The sequence below is a fragment of the uncultured Gordonia sp. genome, from assembly GCF_937858515.1.
Taxonomy (GTDB): domain Bacteria; phylum Actinomycetota; class Actinomycetes; order Mycobacteriales; family Mycobacteriaceae; genus Gordonia.
Map to the genome: position 1 here is coordinate 1 of NZ_CALLZT010000149.1, position 22,632 is coordinate 22,632.

The window sequence follows — 22,632 nt, forward strand, 5'->3', positions numbered from 1 at the left end:
AACGCCGTCACAGATCAGCAGCGCCGCCGTGCGGGCGTGGTCGGCGATGACCCGGAACCGGACGTCGTCGTCGTGCGCTCCGCTGCCGTAGCCGCGCCCGGTCAGTTCGGAGGCGAGGTCGATGATCGGTTTGAGCAGGTCGGTCTCGTAGACGTTGTCGACACCCTGTAGCAGACACGCGACGCGCTCGATACCCATTCCGGTGTCGATGTTCTGTTTCGGCAGCGGGCCGAGGATCTCGTAATTGTCCTTGCCGCCGCCGTCGCCGCGTTCATTCTGCATGAACACGAGGTTCCAGATCTCGATGTAGCGGTCCTCGTCGGCCTCCGGGCCGCCCTCGTTGCCGTACTCGGGTCCGCGGTCGTAGAAGATCTCCGACGACGGTCCGCACGGGCCGGGCACCCCCATCGACCAGTAGTTGTCCTTCATACCGCGCCGCTGGATGCGCTGGGCCGGGACGCCGATCTCGTCGCGCCAGATGGCTTCTGCCTCGTCGTCATCGAGGTACACCGTCGGCCATAGTTTCTGCGGGTCGATGCCGTAGCCGCCATCGGTGACGGAGTTGGTGAGCAGCGTCCACGCGAAGGTGATGGCCTCGCGTTTGAAGTAGTCACCAAAGCTGAAATTGCCCGCCATCTGGAAGAACGTGTTGTGGCGGGTGGTGATGCCGACCTCGTCGATGTCGAGGGTGCGCACACATTTCTGCACGCTGGTGGCGCGGGAGAAGGGCGGGGTCTGCTGACCGAGGAAGTACGGCTTGAACGGAACCATGCCCGCATTGACGAACATCAGGTTGGGATCGTCGAGGATCAGCGATGCGCTGGGCACCTCGGTGTGTCCGGCGCGGATGAAGTGATCCAGGAACCGCTTCCTGATGTCATGCGTCTGCACTGTGGTCTCGTCCTTGCTGAGGTTTTTGTGATCGCGGGGTTCTGTGATCGTTCGCTGTGCGGGCTGTCGCACGACACCAGGGGGCCTGGCGTGGCGACGACTGCGACACACCAGCCTACATTCCCCGTCGGAAGCGCCGGTCAGGGCTGAGCGGGCGGCGTCCTGCGCCGCGGGCCACGCCGGATGATCGACCTCAGTTTGCCGAGACGGGCGGAGATCTCCCGTTCGAATCCGTGCGCGGTGGGCACGTAATAGTCGATGCCCACCAGATCGTCGGGCGGGTACTGCTGCGGCACCACCCCGTCGGGGTTGTCATGCGGATACCGATAGCCCTTGCCGTGGCCCATCGCCTTGGCGCCCGCGTAGTGCCCGTCGCGCAGGTGCGGTGGCACGGGACCCGACTTGCCGGCGGCGACGTCGGCCATCGCGGCACCGATCGCCGCGACCACCCCCGGTGATTTCGGGGCCGTCGCCAGGTGGATGGTGGCCTGGGTGAGCGCGAGCTTGGCTTCGGGCATACCCACCAACTGGACCACCTGCGCCGCGGCGACCGCGGTCTGCAGCGCCGTCGGGTCAGCCATACCGATGTCCTCGGAGGCGTGCACCATCAGCCGGCGGGCGATGAATCGCGGGTCCTCGCCCGCCGAGATCATCCGCGCCAGATAGTGCACCGCGGCATCTACGTCGGAACCACGGATCGACTTGATGAACGCGCTGGTGACGTCGTAGTGCTGATCGCCGTCCCGGTCGTAGCGCACCGCGGCCCGGTCGATCGACGCCTCGACTTCGGCCACGTCGATCACGGGCACGGCAGAGCCGTAATCGCCGGATTCTACGAGGCTGCCGGGTTCTGCGAGACTGACGACGCCGTCCGCGGAGGCCTCCAGCGCGGTGAGGGCCCGGCGTGCGTCCCCACCGGCGACGGCAACCAGGTGGGCCCGCGCCTCCGTCGTCAACCGCACTGCCGCGCCCAGGCCACGCGGGTCGGCGACGGCGCGATCGATCACCTCACCGATGTCGTCGTCGGACAGTGTCTGCAGCCGCAGCACCAGCGATCGTGACAGCAGCGGTGCCACCACCGAGAACGAAGGATTCTCCGTGGTCGCCGCCACCAGCAGGACGATCCGGTTCTCGACGGCGTCGAGGAGCGCGTCCTGCTGGGTCTTGGAGAATCGGTGCACCTCGTCGATGAACAGCACCGTCTGGTGGCCGTCGATGAGACGCCGGCGCGCCACGTCGATCACCGCGCGCACTTCTTTGACGCCCGCCGACAATGCCGACAGTGCCTCGAAACGCCCGCCCGTGGCCCGCGAGATGAGCGAGGCCATCGTCGTCTTACCGGTTCCGGGCGGGCCGTACAGCAGCACCGATGCCGCACCCGATCCACTGATCAGGCGCCGCAGCGGGGATGCGTTGCCCAGCAGATGCTGCTGACCGATGATCTCGTCGAGAGTCCGCGGACGCATCCGGACCGCGAGCGGTGCCGTCGGTGCGCCACCGGAGCCCGGCGCCTCACCTGGCGGCGTGGCCGGCGCCGCATCGAACAATGAATCCATCGGGATGACTCAGGTGAGCCAGTCACGGGTCAGGGCGGCACCGATCCGGACCGCCGTGGCCGACAGCACGTCGTCACCGGCACGTCCGGCCGCTGTGGCCAGGTCGGCCCAGCGGGTAACCAGTACACGAGGATCGGAGGTGTACAGCGCCAGGTCATGCAGGTGACCGTTCGCGCCGCTCAGCGACGCGCCCACGACGGCGAGGTCGTCCGTCCCGGCACCCGCGAGGTCGACCGTGCCACCGATCCCCGCCTCGACGATGTCGGCGACGGTGGGTTGCAGGCCGTCGAGCGGCAGCATCCACACGGTCGACAGCCACACCCACAGGAGTCGCGCGGCCAGCAGTCTGCGCGCCAGGACACGACGATTGGACAGCGCCGGCCAGATGAGGGCGACCTCGGCACGCCACGCGTCGACCAACGCCTCCTCCAGCCGCTCCCGGACGGCCGGATCGCTGGCACGTTGCGACGGCGCCGACAACACCGAACCACAGGTGACCTGGGAGTACGCGACATCGAGTATGGCGTCGCGAAAGCCGCCCCACTCGTAGTCCATGAACTGCACGCCCTCGCCGTTGATGAGGATGTTCTCCGGGCCCACATCCGAGGTGCTGAACGCCCGGTGCTCACCTTCGGTGAACAGGTCGCAGGCGTTGGCGAGCATCCCCGTCACCCGCGGCGGCACCGGCACGTCGAGTGCGCGCAGCGCCCCGTCGAACAGGGAGAAGGCACGTACGGCCTGATCACGCAGGACGTTGACGTCCTGGGCGCTGTTGGCGCCGCGCCGGAGCAGGGCCCGGAAGTCGCTCTCCCCACCGAAGGTGGCGGCGTGCATGCGCCCGAGTGCCTGGCCCCATGCGCTCACCGCGTGGACGGCCTCGGTGACGTCACGACCGGTCAGCAGCCCGGACATCGACCGGCCGTGGCCGAGGTCGCTGAGCACGAGAACACGGGCTTGGGCATCGGATGCGATGATCTGTGGCCCCGGTCGCGACTGCGTCGGCAGCGTCGTCGCGTATTTGTAGGCCGCGATCTCGCGATGGAAGGCGTGTGGTTCCTCATCGACCGGCAATGCCTTGATGACCAGCGTCCGCGCCTGGGAGAACGGGTTCTGGGCGACGCGCACCCGGACGACCGTGGTGCGGCCGCGGCCCCCGAGATCCTCGGGATCTTCGAGTACGACCGACGAACCTGCGCGCTGCGACAACATGGCCTCGGCTGCGCGCACGACGCGGATGATGCGACCCTCTGTAAGTACCGTCATGGCACTGACCAACCTACCCAATACCAGTGACACACGTCATTGTTGTTCATTTACCTAAACACCAGTTGTGCTGTGGCACATTGCAGATCACACATTGCGGATGCTATTTCACACCGGGTCCACGGGGCAGACGTCGACGGACACCGAGATCTCGCTGCGCGTGGAGTCCGTGTAGATCACGCCCCGCAGCGGCGGTACGTCGTCGTAGTCGCGGCCCCAGGCCACCGTGACGTGCCGTTCGTCCACCCACTTGTCGTTGGTCGGATCGAAGGCGAGCCAGTACCCGGGCCCCGGTGTCTCGGCGCCGGGAGTCTCCCCGGGAACCCACACCGCCGCCCACGCGTGGCTGGCGTCGGCGCCGTAGATCCGCTCGCGACCCGGAGGCGGATCGGTCGCCAGATACCCCGACTCGTAGCGGCCCGCCAGCCCGACCGACCGCAGGCAGGCCAGCGCCACGCGAGCGAAGTCCTGGCACACACCCTTGCGCCGTTCGAGTACCGTATCGACCTTGGTGCTGATGGCGGTCGACCCCGATTCGTAGGTGAAATCGTGGAAGATCCGGGTCGTCAGATCACGCACCGCCTCGGCGAGCGGACGTCCCGGCACAAACACCCGGGACGCGTAGGCCCGCACCGCGGGGGTGATCTCCGGCGGGTAGAGGTCCATGGCGAACTCGCGCAACACTGCCGACCCGAGCGGGCCGGGGCGCGCCTGCTCCCACGGTCCCGTCGCGCCGGGCGTCACGAACAACGCCGGGTCGACGGGGTCGACCTCCACCAGCGATTCGGCCACCACCACCAACTCCGTATGGTCCGAGCGCACATGAAAGTAGGCGTCGGAGTTGCCGTAGACGTCCACGCCCGTCGACCGGTCGTTCGGTTCGGGTTTGATCATCACGCCCGCGGTGAGGACCCGCTGATGCGGCAGATCTCTGGGCCGCAGGTAGCAACGGCCGTACGAGGAGGAGACCTCGTCGTTGTAGCTGTAGGAGGTGCGGTGCATCACCTGATAGCGGCGCGTGTGCGGCGCCTGCACGCCGGTGCCGGCGACGGGCGCGAACGGGGCCGCCGCGTTCTCGTGAGCCGACGTCATCCGGCACTCCCGCCGGTGGTACCGATGTGTGTATCGCCGCCCCGACCCGCCCAGAGCGGCCGCAGTGCGCGCGGCTGCGCGAAGCGGGTCCGTGCCAGCAGGTCGGACGTGTCGCGGATACCGTCGCGCAGCGTCGTCATCAGCTCCCCCAGATCGGCGCGGCGTCCTTCCGCGTCGGCAGCGGTCAGGTCCGCCGGGTCGGCCCGGCGCAGTCCGGCGGTCAGTTCCTCGACGATCCGTTCCGCGCCCGTGGACCTCACCGAATCCGGCAACGCGGTCAGGTCACGCATCATCGTGGTCAGCTGATACACCATCGAGCGCGGGTTGGACTCATCGAACAGCATCAGTTCCAGCACCGCACCCAGCCGGATCAGGCCGCGGTTGCGCCGCCGGTACGTCACCGACGACTCGTTGGCGATCAGGAACGACTCCAGCAGCTGCTGTTCCAGGTCGGCGTCGCGGACCTCGACGAACAGTGCCGAGGTGAGGTCTGCCAGCGCGATGGCCCGTTCGGCGCGCCGACCCACATCCAGCAGATACCAGCCGGGGTCCTGCACCATCGACTCGGCCTGCAGCCCGGACAACGCCAGCACCGCGAACAGGATGTCGTCGTGGGCGGCGGCCAGTTCGGGCCCCAGATCCAGTTGAGGAACCGACGGATCCACCTCGGAGCTCAGCAATTCGGTCAACCGGGCGATCGCCCGCTCGGCCGGCGCGAGCACCATCCATGTGCTGGTGGTCATCTGGTCGCGGACCGCGCGCACCGCACCCACCAGCCGCATCCGCGAATAGGCGATGGTGCCGGGTACATGCCGATCGGCGGTCAGCTTGGCGACCAACCTCAGGATGTCCGCCGGCTCATCGTCCGGATCGGCATTCAGCAGCGCGGCGGTGCCGAGGTACTCGGCGGTACCGGTCATCCAGCCGGCCGCGTTCAGAAGTACGGGAACCACCTTGGGCAGCCCCACCCATGACCGCCGCTGCAGCTCCTCGTAACGCGACTGGCATACCTTCGCCAGTCGCGTCGTCCCGTCGACGCGTTCGAGGTAACGACCCACCCAGAACAGGTCCGACAGCACACGCGGGCTGGCGACGAATGCCGTGCCCGCGTTGTCGTGCGGCAACGCTACGGCCGCCCGAACCGGTGTCGGTGACACGTCGACGACGTCCGCCGGCTCGATCCGGGACTGCGACTTACGTGATGCATGCCCGCCCGCGCCGCCGCTGGTAAGCCATACGTCCTTGGCGCCGATGGTGGCCATCGCCCGACCCGGAACGCCGTCGACGAGCACCGAGCCCAGCGCTCCCGGCATGACCGCGTAGAACTGCCCGCGGGCCAGGCTGAACGCACGCAACGAGACCGGAGCGCGGCGCACCTGTGGGGCTGAGACCGGGTCGGCCACGCCGGGCAGCATCGTCGGTGCCGTCGAGTACCGCACCAGCGACCGTCCGACCCACTGCCAGGTCTGTGCTTCAATGCGCGCCCGCAGGTCGGTCAGGGTCGCCGAGTCGATCAGCGCACCCACGAATTCTTCGCCCGTTCGCACATTGGTGAGGACCATCGACTCGGCGTCGGCGATGATCTTCGACCGGCCTACCGGGTCGCCGGCCCAGAACGTCGGTACGGACTCGAGCAGGAGCGATTCACCGAGCAGTTCACGCGCCACCGCATCGAGCACCGTGTGCAGCGCCGGATTCTCCAGGACACCGCTGCCGAGGGTGTTGACGACGGTGACGTTACCGCGGGAGATCGCCTCCACGAGACCGGCGACGCCTAGCTGAGAATCGGTGCGCAGGTCGAGCGGATCCACGAACTCGGCGTCGACCCTGCGCAGCAGCACGTCGACGCGGCGGAACTTGCCCAGCGAGCGCATGTAGACGTAGCCGTCACGCACGGTCAGGTCGGGGCCTTCGACGAGCGGGATTCCCAGCGCGGACGCCAGGTACGCCTGATCGAACGCGGTCTCGGACATGCTGCCGGGGCTGAGCACCACGACCGTCGGATCATCGACTCCGGGAGGGGCGTAGTCCAGCAGCGCCAGCCGCAGCGTCTGTACGAACCTCGAGATCGGCCTGGGCGCGCAGTCCTGGAACAGCTGCGCGAACGTCCGGGAAAGGATACGTCGATCGGCCAGCGCGTACCCGATCCCCGACGGCGCCTGCGTCCTGTCCGCGAACACCAGGTGGGTGCCGTCGACGGTCCGCCCCAGGTCTACCGCGTGCAGGAACAGCGCATGCGGTGCGGCAACGTTCAGGTGCGCGGCTTTGCGCAGGTAACCGGGGTGGCCGTAGATCATCTCCGGCGGCACCACACCCCGGGTGATGAGTTTCTGGTCGTGGTAGATGTCGCGCAGGAGCAGGTCGAGCACCGTCGACCGCTGGGCGATCGCCGTCTCCAGCGTCGCCCAGTCATTGCCGTCCACCATCAGCGGAGCCGGGTCCACCACCCAGTCACGGGTGACCGTGGTGTCGCCGTCGAACTCGTTGTAGACGATGCCCTCGTCGTGGACGGCACCGGCCAGCCGGTGCGCGGCGTCCCCGAGCCGGCCCGCGCCGCGCACACCGTAGCCTGCGACCAGTTCCGACCAGCCGGCCCGGATCCCACCGGCCGCGTCGAGCATCTCGTCGTACGATCCCGATCCGGCATCAGCCCGGTAGCGGTCGAACACCGCGCGTACGGCGTCGCTCGCGGCGTCGATGCCAGGTGAAACGGTCACCGAAGAACTGTACGTGCGCGCCTCAGATCCAGAATGCCGGGGACCCCCGAGTCGATCGCGCCGCGCGCCATCCGTTCACGCAGCACACCGATGTCGACGTGGCCGGCGGTGTGCCCGGATGCCTCGAATCTGCCGTTTCGCCGCGATTCGGCCTCGACGGCGTTGACCGGCGGCCGGTCGTAGGCGCGGCCACCCGGATGCACCACGTGGTACGTCGCGCCGCCGACGGACCGCCCGGCCACCTGGTCGACGAGGTCGAATGTCAGCGGGGTGTCGACGGTGATCGTCGGATGCAGCGAGCTCGGCGGCTGCCAGGCCCGGAACCGGATACCCGCGACCCGCTCCCCGGGGATGCCGGTGGAACGCAGCGGGATCGGGTGCCCGTTGCAGGTGAGGATGAACCGGTCGTCCTCACCCCCGGACACCCGCACCTGCACCCGTTCGACCGACGAGTCGACATAGCGGGCGGTGCCCACGCCGGTCGACTCCTCACCGAGGGTGTTCCACGGCTCGATCGCACCGCGCAACTCCACCTCGTGGTCGCGGATCTGCACGGTACCCAGCCGTGGGAAGCGGAACTCGGTGAACGGGGCCAGCCAGGCGGTGTCGAACTCGTATCCCGCCTCCCGCAGGTCCTCGGCGACGGCGCCGATGTCGCGGATCAGGTAGTACGGCAGCAGGTATTTGCCGTGCAGGTCACCGCCATGCCGGATGAGCCGGCCACGGTAGGGCTGGTCCCAGAACCACGACACGAGCGAACGCACCAGCAGCGACTGCACCATCGCCATCCGATGATGCGGCGGCATCTCGAACGCCCGCAGTTCCAGCAGCCCGAGTCGCCCGCGCGGCGAGTCCGGGCTGTAGAGCTTGTCGATGCAGAATTCGGCGCGGTGGGTGTTGCCGGTGATGTCGGTGAGCAGGTGTCGCAGCGCCCGATCGGTGACCCACGGGTTCGGTGGGGCGTCGACGCCTGTTCCCGGCTCGCCCTTGGTCGCCAGCCGGTCGATCTCGGCGAACGCGATTTCCAGTTCGTACAGCGCCGATTCGCGGCCCTCGTCGGCGCGCGGCGCCTGCGACGTGGTGCCGACGAAACGCCCCGAGAACAGGTACGACAGCGCGGGATGGCGCTGCCAATACGTCAGCATCGACACCAGCAGGTCCGGACGGCGCAGCATCGGCGAGTCGGCGGGGGTCGGGCCGCCGAGGGTGATGTGGTTGCCGCCGCCGGTGCCGCCGTGGCTGCCGTCGAGGTCGAAGCTCTCGGTACCGAGTTTCACGTGCCGGGCATGCTCGTAGAGCGACTCGAGCAGGTCGGACTGTTCGGCGAAACTGGTGGTCGGCTGGATGTTGACCTCGATGACGCCGGGGTCGGGGGTGACGGTCAGCGTGGTCAGGCGGGCGTCGCCGGGCGGGCCGTAGCCCTCGACGACCACCGGCGTCTTCGCGGCCGCCGCGGCGTCCTCGAGCATCCCGATCACCGCCAGGTACTCCTCCAGGTACGACGTCGGTGGCAGGAACACGTGCAGCACATCACCACGTACCTGCGCGACGAGCGCGGTGCGCGGCAGGAACTGGCTCGGGTCGGTGCGCTTCACGATGTGCCCGACGGTGCCGCTCACATCGTCGGGCAGATCCGGCCGGCGCACCGACGGATCGGACTCGAAGACGGTGGGGGCCGGTCCCCAGGACAGCGAGTCGAGCGGCAGGCGCAGGCCGGCCGGCGATGTTCCCGGGGTCAGGACGATCCGGCCGCGGCGCATCGTCCACTTCGCCGACTGCCATGCCGTGCCGTCGTCGGACCTGTTGAGCGGCAACACATACGCCGTGGGTACGGTGACCGCTTCATCGAGCCTGGCCAGCAGTGACTGCCTGGCCTTCACCGAGTCGGCGGTCGGATCGAGGTCGTCGGCCTCCTCGTCGGGTTCTTCGATGTCGACGGCTGCCTCGGCGAGGGCGACGGTGAGTTGGGTGACGAGAGTGGGATCGCTCGCCGGGTCACCGGGCGGGAGCGCGGCCAGCTCGCGCATCCGCGCCAGCGGATCCTCGAACGCCGGCATCACCTGAGTGGCCGGCAGGCCGAGCGCATCGGCGAACGCCATCAGCAGTGCCCTGGCCCGTACGTGTCCGCCGCCTTCACCGGGTTGCGGACCGGAGGTCTCGGTGTCGATGGCGGCGCGCGTGGTATCCATCGTGGTCCACGGGTCGGCGAGCAGTTCGGGCCGGCGCCAGATCGGTTTGCCGTCGGTGCGCCACATCAGCGCGATCTGCCAACGCGGCAGCGGCTCGCCCGGATACCACTTGCCCTGGCTGCGCTGCACGAGTCCGCCGGGCGCGTAGTCGTCCTTGAGCCGTTCGGTCAGCTTCGACGCGAGCAACCGCTTGTGCGGTCCGTCGGCCGCAGTGGTCCATTCGGCGCCGGTCTGGTTCTCGGTGGAGACGAAGGTGGGCTCCCCGCCCATCGTCAGGCGGACGTCGTTGTCGTGCATCCGTTTGTCGAGCCGGCCACCCAGATCCAGGACCTTGTTCCACTGCTCGGGTGTGTACGGGAGCGTGACCCGCGGGTCCTCGTGGAAACGGGTGACCGAGTTGGAGAAGTCGAGGGTGGCGTGGCATGGACCGGTCGCACCGGTGATCGGTGCCGCGCCCCCGGGATGCGGGGTGGCCGCGAGCGGGATGTGTCCCTCGCCGGCGAACAGGCCCGACGTGGGGTCCATGCCGACCCAGCCCGCACCGGGCAGGTACACCTCGGCCCACGCGTGCAGGTCGGTGAAGTCGGCGTCGGGCCCGGACGGACCGTCGATGGCCTTGATGTCGGAGGTCAGCTGCACGAGGTAGCCGGAGACGAACCGGGCGGCCAGCCCCAGGTGCCGCAGTAGCGCGACCAGCAGCCACGCCGAGTCGCGGCACGAACCGATCGCGCTGGACAACGTGTACTCGGGCGTCTGCACACCCGCTTCGAGCCGGACCGTGTAGTTGACCGCCGAGCAGACCGCCTGATTGATCGCCACCAGGAAGTCGATGACGCGGGTCTTGCCGGTGGGCCGGTACTTCTCGGCGAAGACGGCCACCTCGGGGTGGATCGGTGCGCCCGAGAACTCGCCTTCGGTGACGCCCGCCGGGCGCAGGTAGATCTCCAGATCCCGACGCAGATCCTCGGGATACTCGAAACCGTAATTCTCGGCCCAGTCCTCGACGAAGAAGTCGAAGGGGTTGATCGCGGTGAGATCGGCGATCAGGCTGACGGTGATCGACAGCTTCGTCGACGGGTTCGGAAAGACCAGGCGCGCTTGATAATTGGCAAACGCATCCTGCTGCCAGTTCAGGAAGTGGTCGTCGGGTTCGATCGTGAGCGAATACGCCTCGATCGGTGTACGCGAATGCGGGGCAGGACGAAGGCGCACCACGTGTGGATAGATCTTGACGGGCCGATCGAATGCGTAACTCGTCCTATGTTCCAGCGCGACCTTGATTGTCATCCGAGCACCTCCACAGTCATGGTGAAAATCTCATCACACATACCGTTGCCTCGCTTGGCATGCGGACAACACCGACGCCGGATCACAGCCTGGACGCGTGTGGGAGGCACCCGGCCGGATGCCTCCCACACGTCGGGTTCGTTCAGGTGCCGACTACTCCGCGGCGGTGGCCTGCTGATCGGCACGCACCGCGGGCTTGGCGTCGATACCGGACTCCTTGCGCTGCTGCGCGGTGATCGCCGCCGGGGCGTCGGTGAGCGGGTCGACGCCGCCACCGGACTTCGGGAAGGCGATGACCTCGCGGATCGAGTTCTCGCCGGCGAGCAGTGCGGTGATCCGGTCCCAGCCGAAGGCGATGCCGCCGTGCGGGGGTGCGCCGTAGGCGAACGCGTCGAGCAGGAAGCCGAACTTCTCCTGCGCCTCGTCGTGGCTGATGCCCATGATCGCGAACACCTTTTCCTGGATGTCGCGCCGGTGGATACGGATCGAGCCGCCGCCGATCTCGTTGCCGTTGCACACGATGTCGTAGGCGTAGGCCAGCGCGGCACCCGGATCGGTGTCGAGCAGTTCCAGCGATTCGGGCTTGGGCGAGGTGAACGCGTGATGCACCGCGGTCCACGCACCCGAGCCGACGGCCACGTCGCCGGAGGCGGTCGCCTCGTCGGCGGGCTCGAACAGCGGGGCGTCGACGACCCAGGTGAACGCCCAGTCGCCGTCCTTGATCAGGCCCAGCCGCGAGGCGATCTCGCCGCGCGCGGCACCGAGCAACGCCCGCTGTGCCTTGACCGGTCCGGCGGCGAAGAAGATGCAGTCGCCCGGCGCCGCGCCCACGTGCTCGACGATGCCGGCACGCTCGGCGTCGGATAGGTTCTTGGCGACCGGACCGCCGAGCGAACCGTCCTCCTGCACCAGGATGTACGCCAGACCCTTGGCTCCGCGCTGCTTGGCCCACTCCTGCCAGGCGTCGAGCTGCCGACGGGGCTGCGAGGCACCGCCCGGCATGACGACGGCACCCACGTACGGGGCCTTGAACACGCGGAACGGGGTGTCGGCGAAGAACTCGGTGCACTCGACCAGCTCGATGCCGAACCGCAGGTCGGGCTTGTCCGAGCCGTAGCGGCGCATCGCGTCGGCGTAGGTCATCCGCGGGATGGGCGTGGCGATCTCCACACCGATCAGCCTCCACAGGGCGACGAGGATCTGTTCGGCCAGCGCGATCACGTCGTCCTGGTCGACGAAGCTCATCTCGACGTCGAGTTGGGTGAACTCGGGCTGGCGGTCGGCGCGGAAGTCCTCGTCGCGGTAGCAGCGCGCGATCTGGTAGTAGCGTTCCATCCCGGCGACCATCAGCAACTGCTTGAACAGCTGCGGCGACTGCGGCAGCGCGTAGAACGTGCCGGGCTGCAGTCGTGCGGGCACCAGGAAGTCGCGGGCGCCCTCGGGTGTCGAGCGGGTCAGGGTCGGGGTCTCGATCTCCACGAAGTCGTGGCCGGCCAGCACCCCGCGGGCGGCGGCGCTGACCTGCGAACGCAACCGGATAGCCTTGGCCGGCCCTTCGCGGCGCAGGTCCAGGTAGCGGTGCCGCAGGCGCGCTTCCTCGCCCGGCGATTCGTCGAGCTGGAAGGGCAGCGGAGCGGACTCGTTGAGCACCTCGAGCGTCACCGCGTTGATCTCGATCTCCCCCGACGCCAGGTTCGGGTTCTCGCTGCCCTCAGGACGTTCCTCGACCACACCGGTCACCGCAACGCAGTATTCGGCACGCAACCGGTGCGCCACCGCGGCGACGTCCTCGTTACGGAACACCACCTGCACCAGCCCCGAGCTGTCACGAAGGTCGATGAAGACCACGCCACCGTGATCGCGACGGTGCGCGACCCAACCGGCGACTGTGACGGTCTGCGAGGCATCGCTGCGGCGCAACGATCCGGCGAGATGTGTGCGGAGCACTGGGGGTCCTTCCAAAGGGTGGTTACTTTCGGCGCGGCCCCCGACGAGAGAAGGCCGTCGCACGTGCGTGCATCGAACGCGTGCGGGCGCCGAATCGGCCCTTCCATCGTGCCCCATCTGGCGCGCAGGGCCACAACCGCCTCCCGGCACCGGGTCCACGACACGACCCGCGCGCTGTCCAGCGCATTCCTGCGCGTGACCGGGCTCTCGTCATGCCATGATGTTTCCCGTGACTTTCAGCGGCAGCGGATCCATCGAAACCGGCAACGTCTCCGGCGGCGGAGGCGGTGGCGGCCGGGGCGGGCGCATCGCGCTCGGCGGCGGCGCCGGCGTCCTCGTGACGATCGTGGCGCTGTTGTTCGGCCTCAATCCCGGCGACATCATGGGCGGGGGCGGTGGATCGTCGGACGACACGGCCGTGGTGTCCGAGATCGACAAGCACCTTCAGTCCTGCACATACGAGAAAGCCAACAGCGACACCATCTGCCGCATCAAGGCCACGACGGTCAGCGTCGACAGGGTGTGGACCGACCTGCTCAAGGGTTACACCGAGCCGAAAACGGTGATCTTCTCGGACACGGTCAACACCGCGTGCGGCGCCGCGTCCTCCTCGACCGGTCCGTTCTACTGCCCCGCCGACAAGACCGCCTATTTCGATCCCACCTTCTTCGACATGCTCGTGAAGATGGGTGGCAGCGACGGCCCGCTCTCGCAGATGTACGTCGTGGCCCACGAGTACGGCCATCACGTGCAGAACCTGACCGGTTCCCTGCAGAAGGGCAACAAGATGGGCTCACACGGGGCCACGTCGGGTTCGGTGCGCATCGAGTTGCAGGCCGACTGCTACGCGGGTGTGTGGGCCTATCACGCAGACAAGGGCGACGACGCGCTCCTGAAACCGCTGACCTCCGATCAGATCGCATCGGCCATCCAGACCGCGCGCGCCATCGGCGACGACACTATCCAGGGTTCCAACTCCAATCCGGAAAGCTGGACGCACGGTTCGTCCAAGCAGCGGGTGAAGTGGTTCAGCACCGGCTACAAGAGCGGCGATCCCAACTCGTGCGACACCTTCTCGGCGAGCGATCTGGGCTGACCGGTTCGCCCGATCCGCGGCATCGCCCGAAGCTGATTCCGCACCGGCCATTGCACTTAGGGTTGACTAAGTAAGCGCGTCTTTATACGGTTCACCCCAGTCATTCGACGATTTCGATCCTGTGAACGAGGGAGCTGTGATGCGGCGGATTGTGCGCGTTGTGTTGGTCGGGCTTTTCGCGATATTCCTGTCCGCCGGGTTGGTCTCACCTGCCTCGGCCGACGTGTCGATCCGCAACGGCAAGGTCGCCGACCTCTACGTGCGGTCCGCGCAGCCTTCGGTGGCCCAGATGGAACGTCAGTACGCGGCCTTCTGGAACCCGAACCTGCCGATCAATCCCAAGTTCGAGGTCAGCCTCAACGGCAACAACCCCACCGTGCAGAAAAACCTGCGCCAGGTGATGTCGATGAGCCGTTCCTACGACTTCTTCTCCATCCAGGGGCGCGTCCTGGGTAAGCCGGTCGTCAACGGCAACCGCATGTCGTTGCGCGGTCGTGGCGTCATGGCCGGCTTCCCCGCTCAGTCGTTCACCTACTACTACGTCCGTCAGGGCGGGCTGTGGAAGTTCGATTGGAAGGCCAACTGCCGGGCCTCGGGCTGCAACGGCGTCAAGAACTGGGGCTACTGAACCCCCTGCCGGGCGCGCCGGCGATCCCCCGTCCGGGGATCTCGGTGTCGGGGGTGTCCAAGCGTTTCGGCGACAACGTGGTCGTCGATGATGTCACCCTCGGCGCCGGCGCCGGCTCGCTCTCCTACCTCCTGGGCCCCAACGGGGCGGGTAAGACGACGGTGCTGCGGATGGTCGCGGGTCTGACCACGCCGGATGCGGGCTCGATCACGGTCGACGGCCGTCGTCTCCGGGATTTCGCGCAACTCAAACGCGCGATCGGTTTCGGTCTCAATCCGTTCGCCCACAACCCCAAACACACGGCGCTCCAGCACCTGCGATGGCAGGCGCGGCTGGCCGGCGTTCCCCCCGGCGACGCCGACAGGGTCCTGGACCTGGTCGGACTGGGTTCCGTGGCAGGACGACTGACCGGCAAGTTTTCCTACGGGATGTTGCAGCGCCTCGGAATAGCCACCGCACTGCTCGGCGATCCGCGGTGCGTCGTGCTCGACGAACCCGCCAACGGTCTCGATGTCGAGGGCACTCTGTGGCTGCGTGAACTGTTCCGGACGCTCACCGCGCAGGGCAAAGCTGTGCTGGTGGCATCCCACAGCCTGTCGGAGGTCGAGATCACCGCGGACCGGATCATCATCATGGGCAAGGGCCGGGTCCTGACCGACGCGAGCCGCACCGAGGTGCTCGCGCTCGGATCGGGTCCCCGCCGGTTGGAGTCGGCGTACCTGGCCATCACCCGCACCAGCGTCGACTACGTCGCAGGCGGTTCAGGGTCATGACGCACCGCAGACCCGACACAGTGCCCGTGCCGGCGGTGCCGCGAGTTCCGGGCTCGGCGAATCCGGTAACACATCTGCTGCGCGCCGTCCGGGCCGAGTTCGCCAAGCTCGGTCACCGCAGTCCCCTGTGGTACGCCGTACTCCCCTTGGCCGCGTTCATCCCCGCGGCCCTCAATTTCGGTATCGCCAAGGCCGCCCAGCTCAACAAGATCGACGGCAGCGGCGGCATGGACACCAACAACGCCGCGTACTGGATCATCGTGTTCTCCACGTTCATCCTGATGACCGGCGCGGTGACCTCGTTCTGCGGCGAGTTCCGCGACGGCACCGTCGAGCTGGCCTTCGCCGTCCAGCCACGCCGATGGTTGTTACCCGTCGCCAAACTCATCGTCTTCGGCGGTATCTCGGGTATGGCCTCGATGATCATCACATTCGGCATCATGTGGGGCTACCACCTGCTGTTCCCCGATGTCTGGGGCCGTGTCGACGTGTTCTCCTACGACGGTGTGCGCCTATGGCTCGGTACGCCGCTGCTCACGGTGCTCGTCATTGCGCTCGGTCTCGGATTGTCGGCGCTGTTCCCCCGCCCCGGCCTGGTGGTGATGCTCATCCTGCTGTGGAAGTTCGGCGTCGAGAAGTTCGTCGAGTTCTTGCAGGGGGACTTCGGAATCCTGCTGCAGCGCTGGTCACCGTTCCGCAACGCCGAGATCGGCGCCGGTCAGATGGTGACCTTCGACAGCCCGTTCGGTGGTGCGCTCGGTTCGATGCTGTATTTCGCGGCCATCGCCATCGGCTTCTTCATCGCCGGCGTGGTGCACCTGGCCAAGGCCGATCTGCGCAGCGGCGACTGATCTTCGTCCGAGGACGCACGATGACGGTGATCCCTATCGGGCGAACCGGAACACGACGGTGTTCAGCAGGCACGGCAGCGGCTCGATGGCCGCCACCCGCAGCACCTGACGGGTCGCGTCGTAGTCCACGCCCTCCGATTCCCAGTCACCGGTGCAGGCGCTGCGGCCCCGCAGCGGCAACGTCAGAGCCGTCGACAACCGTGCCGAGGTGACGTCCCCGCCGAGCGGCGCCGTCAGGTTGACCGCATGTACCGTCTTGACCGGCCGATCGTCGTCCACGCACAGCAATGTCCGCTCGTTCATGAAGTCACACGACTGGATGTCGCCGACGGTGCGGTCGAACCGGATCTCCCCGAGATAGCGGATCGTCGAACCATCGGGCTGCCCGACGGGATTGGCGAACACCAGCAGCCGGCGCTGCTTACCGAACTCCCCGGACACCAGATACTTGCCCGACGGCGAGACGGTGGCGAAGGAATTGTTGCCCTTCTCCCCCGGCCGCACCCGATGGAAGTACGAGCGACTACGACCGGCGGCATCGGTCACCACGAAGAGCTTGCGTCCCGACGACAGGTTTTCGTAGGCGTCATAGATTTGACCGCGATGGATGTCGTGGTCCCCGATGTGGTTCCAGCCCGAGAGCGCGAGATCCGGACGGATCGACGTGTACCCGCGAACCGTGAGCCGCCCCGACGCGGTCGTGGCAAGCCCCTGGTTGGCGTCGATGCTCGGATAGCCCGACGTCCCGGCCAGGCGCCATGCCGGAGCAGCCTGCGCCACCGGCGCTGCGCAGAGCGCGACGGCCGCCAGCGCGGCGGTCACGATCGCGGTGAGTGCTGTCCGAATCCCCCGACGACCCCGGATCAACCCGATATGTCCACTTGTCATGGTCCTGCATACTAGTGGTCCACATCACGTTGGCCGGGGTCAACCGGGTGTTCAACTGACCGCGGGCCCGGTCGCGCGGCTACTTGGCGTAGTCGTAGAACCCGCGGCCGCTCTTGCGGCCGAGATAGCCCGCGTCGACCATCCGGCGCAGGAGCGGCGGCGGGGCGTAGTGCGATTCGCGGAACTCGTCGTACAGAGACTCGGACACATCGAGCACGATGTCGAGGCCGACGGTGTCGCACAGGGCCAGCGGACCCTGCGGATGCGCGCATCCGTTGACCATGCCGGTGTCGATGTCTTCCTTGGATGCGTAGCCGCTCTCGAACATGCGGATGGCGCTCACCAGGTACGGGATCAGCAGTGCGTTGACGACGAATCCGCCACGGTCACCGGCCTGGATCGGCTTCTTGCCGAGGTTGTCACGGACGTAGTCGGTGACCTTCTGCGCCGCCTCGGGTGCGGTGGCGAGGCTGGAGATGATCTCCACCAGCGGCATTACGGGCACCGGGTTGAAGAAGTGCACTCCCACCACGCGGGACGGGTCGGCGACCTCCTTGGACACCCGGATGATGGGTATCGACGAGGTGTTGGTGGCCAGGATCGTCTCCTTCGGGGTGACCCTGTCCAGGTCGGCGAAGAACGACACCTTGAGGTTCTCGATCTCCGGGAGCGCTTCGATGACCAGTTCCCGATCGCTGAAGTCGTCGACGGTCGTCGTGGTGCTCAACCGGGCCAGCGCGGCGTCGGCGTCGGACTCGCTCAGCTTGCCCCGCTTGACGCCACGGGCCAGGGACGCCGCAATCCGGGCACGCGCCGCGTCGGCAGTCTCCTGGTCACGTTCGAGGATCAGGACCTGGTCGCCGGCGCGGGCCGCGACCTCGGCGATTCCGGCGCCCATGGTGCCTCCGCCGACCACACCTAGCTGCGTCATATGGCTGTTCTCCAATCTCGGTGGATGCGAGCCGGGGCCGGGTGCCTCTCGACCGCACTGTCACCGGGTCGATGATAGTGAGGCCCCGCGCTCGCGGGGCAGGGCAGGCTCAGGCCGGGTCGGCGAGCTCGCCGTGCGGTCCCGGGTTGACGCGCGTGCCGCGCGGATATCGCACCACGGTCTCGTCGGCGAAAACACCGATGACATAGCCGATTCCGTCGCCGTAGGCGACGCATACCAGGTAGCGCAACACATGCTCGGGAACCCGGCCGGTGGGCATCATCACCGGGACACTGATCCCGGACACCACAACCCGCTCATCCGGGTGATCAGCGCGTCCGACGATGTCGCCGGGTCGCAGGTGTTCGGGGTGAACGTCCTCACCGGACCGGGTGCCGACGTCCGAAGTGAGCTCTGTCATGGGACGACACTAACAACCCGCGCCGGTTTCGGGCAGCGACTCATCCCGCGGCCGACCCAGTCTCCCGGTGGTCGACGGAGAGGTCGGCAAGGGTCGGCACGGACACCGCGATGTCCTGCGGGGTCGCGCCGCACTCGGCGAGTTCATCGAGCCAGACCGTCATGTTCGGGTTGACCGGCCAGCGCTTCGCACCGCCCAGTCTGTCGAGTGCCGGCTGCGCCAGGAGCACACACCAGGCGCGTCCGTCGTCCGGGCGCGGCTTGGTCATCACCGCCCGCTCAGCGGGTACCGCCTCTTCGTACTGTTGTTCCCACCGCTGGATTTCGTCGGCGTCGACGGGGTCGACCATGGGCGCGAAGTTCCGCCAGCCGCGTCGGAACCTCTTCAGCAGATCCGACGGCATCCGTCTGCCGTATGCTGCCGCGAACCTGCTGAAGACGTTGGCGATGCGATAGAAGACGGTCAGCGAATTGTGCGCCTCCTCGTCGAGTTGACAGCGGTTGGGCACGATCCGGTCGAGGTCGAAGGCCAGTCCGGTCTTGGTTGCCTCGGTGACCATCCAGGCCAGCGTCCGGTCGCCGAGTACGCAGTTCTCGTAGCCGCCGCCGACGTCGGAGTGCACACCGTCGAACCACACCTGCACCACATCGCGACTACCGCCGTCGGCGTTGATGCGGCCCCACAGGCATGGCGCGAATGCCCGTCTGCGTTCGGCGGCGGCCAGCGCCTGCCGGGCCACGAGCACCTGCTCGCTCAGTCGTACGTCGTGGAAGCGGTACCGGCGTCGTGTCGGTCCCGGTGCTCCCAGCGCCCCGACGGTGTCGAACACGCCGAGGAACGCGATGGGCACCGGTTCGTGACAGAACGGTGCGAACTCCTCGTTCTCCTTGTCCCACTCCGGGTTTCCCCTGAACCCCGGATCGAATCCGGACTTGCGCCGCGGCCGTTCGCGGTACAGCTTCAAAGCCTTCGGCAGTTTTCCGGAAGCCACGCCCTTCGGCTTGAGCAGTCCGATCGTGGCGATCATCCCGACCAGACTGCGCGCGGTGTAGGCACCGCGGCTGAACCCGAAGACGTAGACCTTGTCACCCTTCTCGTAGTTCAGCGCCAGGAACCGGTAGGCGTCGACGATGGCCGAATCCAGCCCGATCCCGAACGCGCCGCCCACGAGGCGCTCGGTCTTGCTGCCGCCGGTACCCACGCCGGCCCGGTAATAGACGATCTGCGGCTTTCCGTCCGCGTCCACCGGCGCCACGGCGCGGGCGATCTTCTCGATGTTGGACACGTCGACGTCGTCGGCACGTTTCCACGTACCGTCACAGCACACCACCAGCGTTTTCATCGGCCCTCCCAGGTCATGTTCCGACAGTACGAACGGTCACGAGGTGTGTCACGGGTAGTCGGCTACTCGATCACCGGACGCGCGTGGCCGGTCACCCACGTAGCACCGGCGCCGTGCTCAGCTATCACCGGTGAGGAACGCCGCCAGCGCCGCGCGGTCACCGACACCGAGTTTGGTGCACGCCCGCAGGACGTGACCTTCGACGGTCCGCACCGACACCACCAGTCTGTCGGCGATCTCCCGGTTGGTCAGGCCTGCGGCGACCAGGTTGGCGACCTCTCGTTCCCGGACGGTCAGCGGCAGCGGGTTGGCCGACTCCACCACGGCCGGGGTGTGCAGGCCACCACACTGCGCCGACAGCCTGGTGGTTGTCTTGGCCGAGGCCGCCAGCGCGGTCCGCTCACCCACACTGTCGTGGAGGGTGGCCGCCGCGGCAGCCGAATCGGCCGCCGACAACAGCGCACCGATCCGCTCGAACTCGGCGGCGCACCCGTCGAGCGCACCGGCATCGGACTCGACGACGGCGCGCGCATGCCGCGCGTACAGCCCCACCAGGTCCCCGTCGATCTGCGCCGCCAGCTCGGCGAGGCGGACGGGCACCTCTTCGTCGGGAGTACCGAACCGGGCCACCGCGTGCAGGGCTTCAGCCTCGATGGCGAACTGACCGCTCGCCGCCGCCGCGGTGGCGGTGGTGCGCGCGTGCGTCGTCGCGGCCGACACCATGCCCTCGGATGCGTACTGCCACGCCTGTGCGATCTCGAGCATGTGCCGGAAGACCTCGACGGCCGGACCCGAACACGAGCGGGCGGCGGCAAGGACCCCGGCGGCTGCTTTGGAATCACCGAGCGCCGAATACGACTGTGCGAGATAGATTCTGCCGGGGAAGACCCACGACAGCCTGTCCTGGTCCGCCAGCGCCGCCATGGTCTGCTCGATCCGCTCGACCGCGGCGGGGAACCGCCCGCGTGCGACGTCGACGGCGGCCATGTGCGTTCCCGATAGTGCCCAAGCCAGATACTGTCCGGCGGAAGAGAATTCGACGTACTGGTCGGCCGCGGACTGGGCCGCTGACAATTGTCCGGTCAGCGTCAGCGCCAGAATCTCACCGAAGCCCGCCGGAAATCGCAGTACCCCATCGGTGCTCGTCTCCGCGCTGTGCCCACGACGGGCGATGGCGGCCACCTCGGCGCCGCGGCCGGCGAGGGCGCGCGCGAGCCCGCCACCGAAGACCGCCCACTCGGTGGCCCACGGCAGCGGCGCGGACGCGTCGAGCACCTTGTCGGACAATTCGATCGCACCCGCGATATCACCGGTGAAAAGCGCACAGGCCGAGGCGATTCCGTCGACGATCTGGCTCAGGACCGGATCGGTGATCCGCTCCCGGACCAGCGCGAGCACATCGTCGGCGGCGCTCACGTCGCCCTGACCCCAGAACAGGTTGCCGATCCGCTGCAGTCCCCAGACGAGGAGTTCGCCGTCGTCGAGCGCTGCCGGGTCGTATCCGGCGAGCACCGCGTCGGATTCGGTATTGCGGCCCTTCCACATGAGTGCTCGCGCAAGCAGACTCGCGGCTATCACGCCCGCACCCTCGTCGACGGCGGCGCGTGCGAACCGCTCGCCCATCGACACGTCGGCGAGCATCAGCGAATCCCGGGCAGCCGCGGCGAACAGCTCGGCATCGGCGTCGGCATCGCTCTCGAGAGCCAATCCGGCGAGCCGGATACGATCCGAGGCCGTACGCAGCGGACGGGTACGCAATGCGGAGACGAGTTTGCCCCGCAGACGACGGGACGCCGCGAAGCCGAGCCGCTTGCGAATCACCTCGCCGAAAAGGGGGTGGGCATAGCGGACGGTCAGTGCCCGGCCGTCGCGGCCGATCCGGATCAGGCCGGCGTCTTCGGCATTCTCCACCGGCCGCTCGCCCGCCAGCTCCATGAGGACGTCGAGGTCGATCGGCTCGCACAGCGTGAGCAATTGCAATACGTGCGTCACGTCGTCATCGAGCCTGTCGATGCGGCTTTCGAGCAGGGCTGCAAGTTCGGAGGTGATCGTGGCCCGGCCGCGAAGCTGCCACACATTGTTCACCTCACGCAGGCTTCCCGATTCGACGGCGCCCTGCACCAGGTGCCGCAGAAACAGCGCGTTGCCGCCGGACGCGTCCCACATGAGGTCGGCCGACAGACCCTCGAGTCGTCCGCCGAGGACTCGTTCGACCAGTTCGACGCTCTGCTCCTTGCTGAACGGTGTCAATGCCACCCGGACGACGTGGTCGTCCTTCCACAGCGATGTGATGGCGTCGGGCACCGCTTCGCCACTACGTACCGTGGCAATGATATGGACGGCCTTGTCGATGGCCAGTTGATGCAGCAGCGTCGCCGACAGTTCGTCGAGCAGGTGGGCGTCGTCGACGCCGATGACCGGATGTCCGTTCGAGAGCAGGGATTCGCGGGCGGCGGCGAGGTAGGTGACAGGATCGCTGGAGGTTGCCGGCCCCACCAGATGCGCGAACACCCCGAGCGGAATGCTGCGTGCGGATACAGTGCCCGCAACCCAGCGCACCTGCAGTTCCATTCCGTCCACGGCATATCGCGCCAGTGTCGTCTTGCCGACCCCCGCATCGCCGGTCAGCACGACGCCGCAGTGGCCGTTCTTGTCTCCGAGTGCGTCCCGGATCCGAGCGAACTCCAGTTCACGCTCGATCATCGGCCAGTTGTTCCCCATGGGCACAATGTAGCCCCCATCACCCAGGTGCTCCACAGC

16 protein-coding genes are annotated in these 22,632 nt (G+C 67.7%); 4 read left to right on the top strand and 12 right to left on the bottom strand.

The window, feature by feature from the left end; translation table 11 throughout:
* The 7 genes from Q0627_RS14395 to aspS form a co-directional block, all read right to left on the bottom strand.
* Positions 1 to 891 (bottom strand): alanine--tRNA ligase-related protein (locus Q0627_RS14395; protein ID WP_298810900.1); only part of this gene is annotated, 891 nt, incomplete at its 3' end.
* 140 nt (positions 892 to 1,031) lie between these two features.
* Entirely contained in the window at positions 1,032 to 2,447 is a 1,416-nt protein-coding gene (locus Q0627_RS14400; RefSeq protein ID WP_291011070.1) for a replication-associated recombination protein A, read from the bottom strand.
* Positions 2,448 to 2,456: 9 nt separating this feature from the next.
* Positions 2,457 to 3,710, bottom strand: a complete 1,254-nt coding sequence (locus tag Q0627_RS14405) for a hypothetical protein (protein ID WP_291011068.1) — start codon at positions 3,708 to 3,710, stop codon at positions 2,457 to 2,459.
* Between the two features lie 108 nt (positions 3,711 to 3,818).
* Entirely contained in the window at positions 3,819 to 4,712 is an 894-nt protein-coding gene (locus tag Q0627_RS14410; RefSeq protein WP_291011116.1) for a transglutaminase family protein, read from the bottom strand.
* A gap of 86 nt (positions 4,713 to 4,798) precedes the next feature.
* Positions 4,799 to 7,519, bottom strand: coding sequence for a circularly permuted type 2 ATP-grasp protein (locus tag Q0627_RS14415; RefSeq protein ID WP_298810906.1), 2,721 nt, complete (start codon positions 7,517 to 7,519; stop codon positions 4,799 to 4,801).
* Positions 7,516 to 10,995, bottom strand: a complete 3,480-nt coding sequence (locus Q0627_RS14420; protein ID WP_298810910.1) for a DUF2126 domain-containing protein — start codon at positions 10,993 to 10,995, stop codon at positions 7,516 to 7,518. The genes Q0627_RS14415 and Q0627_RS14420 overlap by 4 nt, the downstream gene beginning before the upstream one ends.
* Positions 10,996 to 11,148: 153 nt before the next feature.
* Positions 11,149 to 12,942, bottom strand: coding sequence for an aspartate--tRNA ligase (gene aspS / locus Q0627_RS14425; protein ID WP_291020078.1), 1,794 nt, complete (start codon positions 12,940 to 12,942; stop codon positions 11,149 to 11,151).
* Positions 12,943 to 13,171: 229 nt separating this feature from the next.
* Between aspS and Q0627_RS14430 the strand changes: the two genes are divergently transcribed.
* From Q0627_RS14430 to Q0627_RS14445, 4 genes are all read left to right on the top strand, one after another.
* Positions 13,172 to 14,038: a neutral zinc metallopeptidase gene (locus Q0627_RS14430; RefSeq protein ID WP_291020082.1), complete on the top strand. Its 867-nt coding sequence runs from the start codon at positions 13,172 to 13,174 to the stop codon at positions 14,036 to 14,038.
* Between the two features lie 139 nt (positions 14,039 to 14,177).
* The gene (locus Q0627_RS14435) at positions 14,178 to 14,666 is read left to right on the top strand and encodes a hypothetical protein (RefSeq protein ID WP_291020076.1); all 489 of its coding nucleotides are present in this window, start codon (positions 14,178 to 14,180) and stop codon (positions 14,664 to 14,666) included.
* 53 nt (positions 14,667 to 14,719) lie between these two features.
* Positions 14,720 to 15,439: an ABC transporter ATP-binding protein gene (locus Q0627_RS14440; protein ID WP_291020063.1), complete on the top strand. Its 720-nt coding sequence runs from the start codon at positions 14,720 to 14,722 to the stop codon at positions 15,437 to 15,439.
* Complete coding sequence (locus tag Q0627_RS14445) at positions 15,436 to 16,290, top strand: ABC transporter permease (RefSeq protein ID WP_291020060.1); 855 nt, start codon at positions 15,436 to 15,438, stop codon at positions 16,288 to 16,290. The genes Q0627_RS14440 and Q0627_RS14445 overlap by 4 nt, the downstream gene beginning before the upstream one ends.
* 33 nt (positions 16,291 to 16,323) lie before the next feature.
* On the opposite strand, the gene Q0627_RS14450 is transcribed toward Q0627_RS14445, so the two are convergent.
* The 5 genes from Q0627_RS14450 to Q0627_RS14470 all read right to left on the bottom strand — a co-directional run bounded on the left by Q0627_RS14450 (position 16,324) and on the right by Q0627_RS14470 (position 22,593).
* Positions 16,324 to 17,178 (bottom strand): hypothetical protein, encoded by an 855-nt coding sequence (locus Q0627_RS14450; RefSeq protein WP_291020057.1) that lies wholly within the window; start codon positions 17,176 to 17,178, stop codon positions 16,324 to 16,326.
* Positions 17,179 to 17,257: 79 nt separating this feature from the next.
* Positions 17,258 to 18,109, bottom strand: a complete 852-nt coding sequence (locus Q0627_RS14455) for a 3-hydroxybutyryl-CoA dehydrogenase (RefSeq protein WP_291020055.1) — start codon at positions 18,107 to 18,109, stop codon at positions 17,258 to 17,260.
* A gap of 109 nt (positions 18,110 to 18,218) precedes the next feature.
* The gene (locus Q0627_RS14460; protein WP_298810927.1) at positions 18,219 to 18,530 is read right to left on the bottom strand and encodes a hypothetical protein; all 312 of its coding nucleotides are present in this window, start codon (positions 18,528 to 18,530) and stop codon (positions 18,219 to 18,221) included.
* A 40-nt stretch (positions 18,531 to 18,570) separates the two neighbouring features.
* Positions 18,571 to 19,872 carry a DUF2235 domain-containing protein gene (locus Q0627_RS14465; protein WP_298810930.1) on the bottom strand — a complete coding sequence of 434 codons (1,302 nt, stop codon included), beginning with the start codon at positions 19,870 to 19,872 and terminating at the stop codon, positions 18,571 to 18,573.
* A 117-nt stretch (positions 19,873 to 19,989) separates the two neighbouring features.
* On the bottom strand, positions 19,990 to 22,593 hold the full coding sequence (locus Q0627_RS14470) for a LuxR family transcriptional regulator (RefSeq protein WP_298810933.1): 2,604 nt from the start codon (positions 22,591 to 22,593) through the stop codon (positions 19,990 to 19,992).
* Between the last annotated feature and the right edge of the window lie 39 nt (positions 22,594 to 22,632).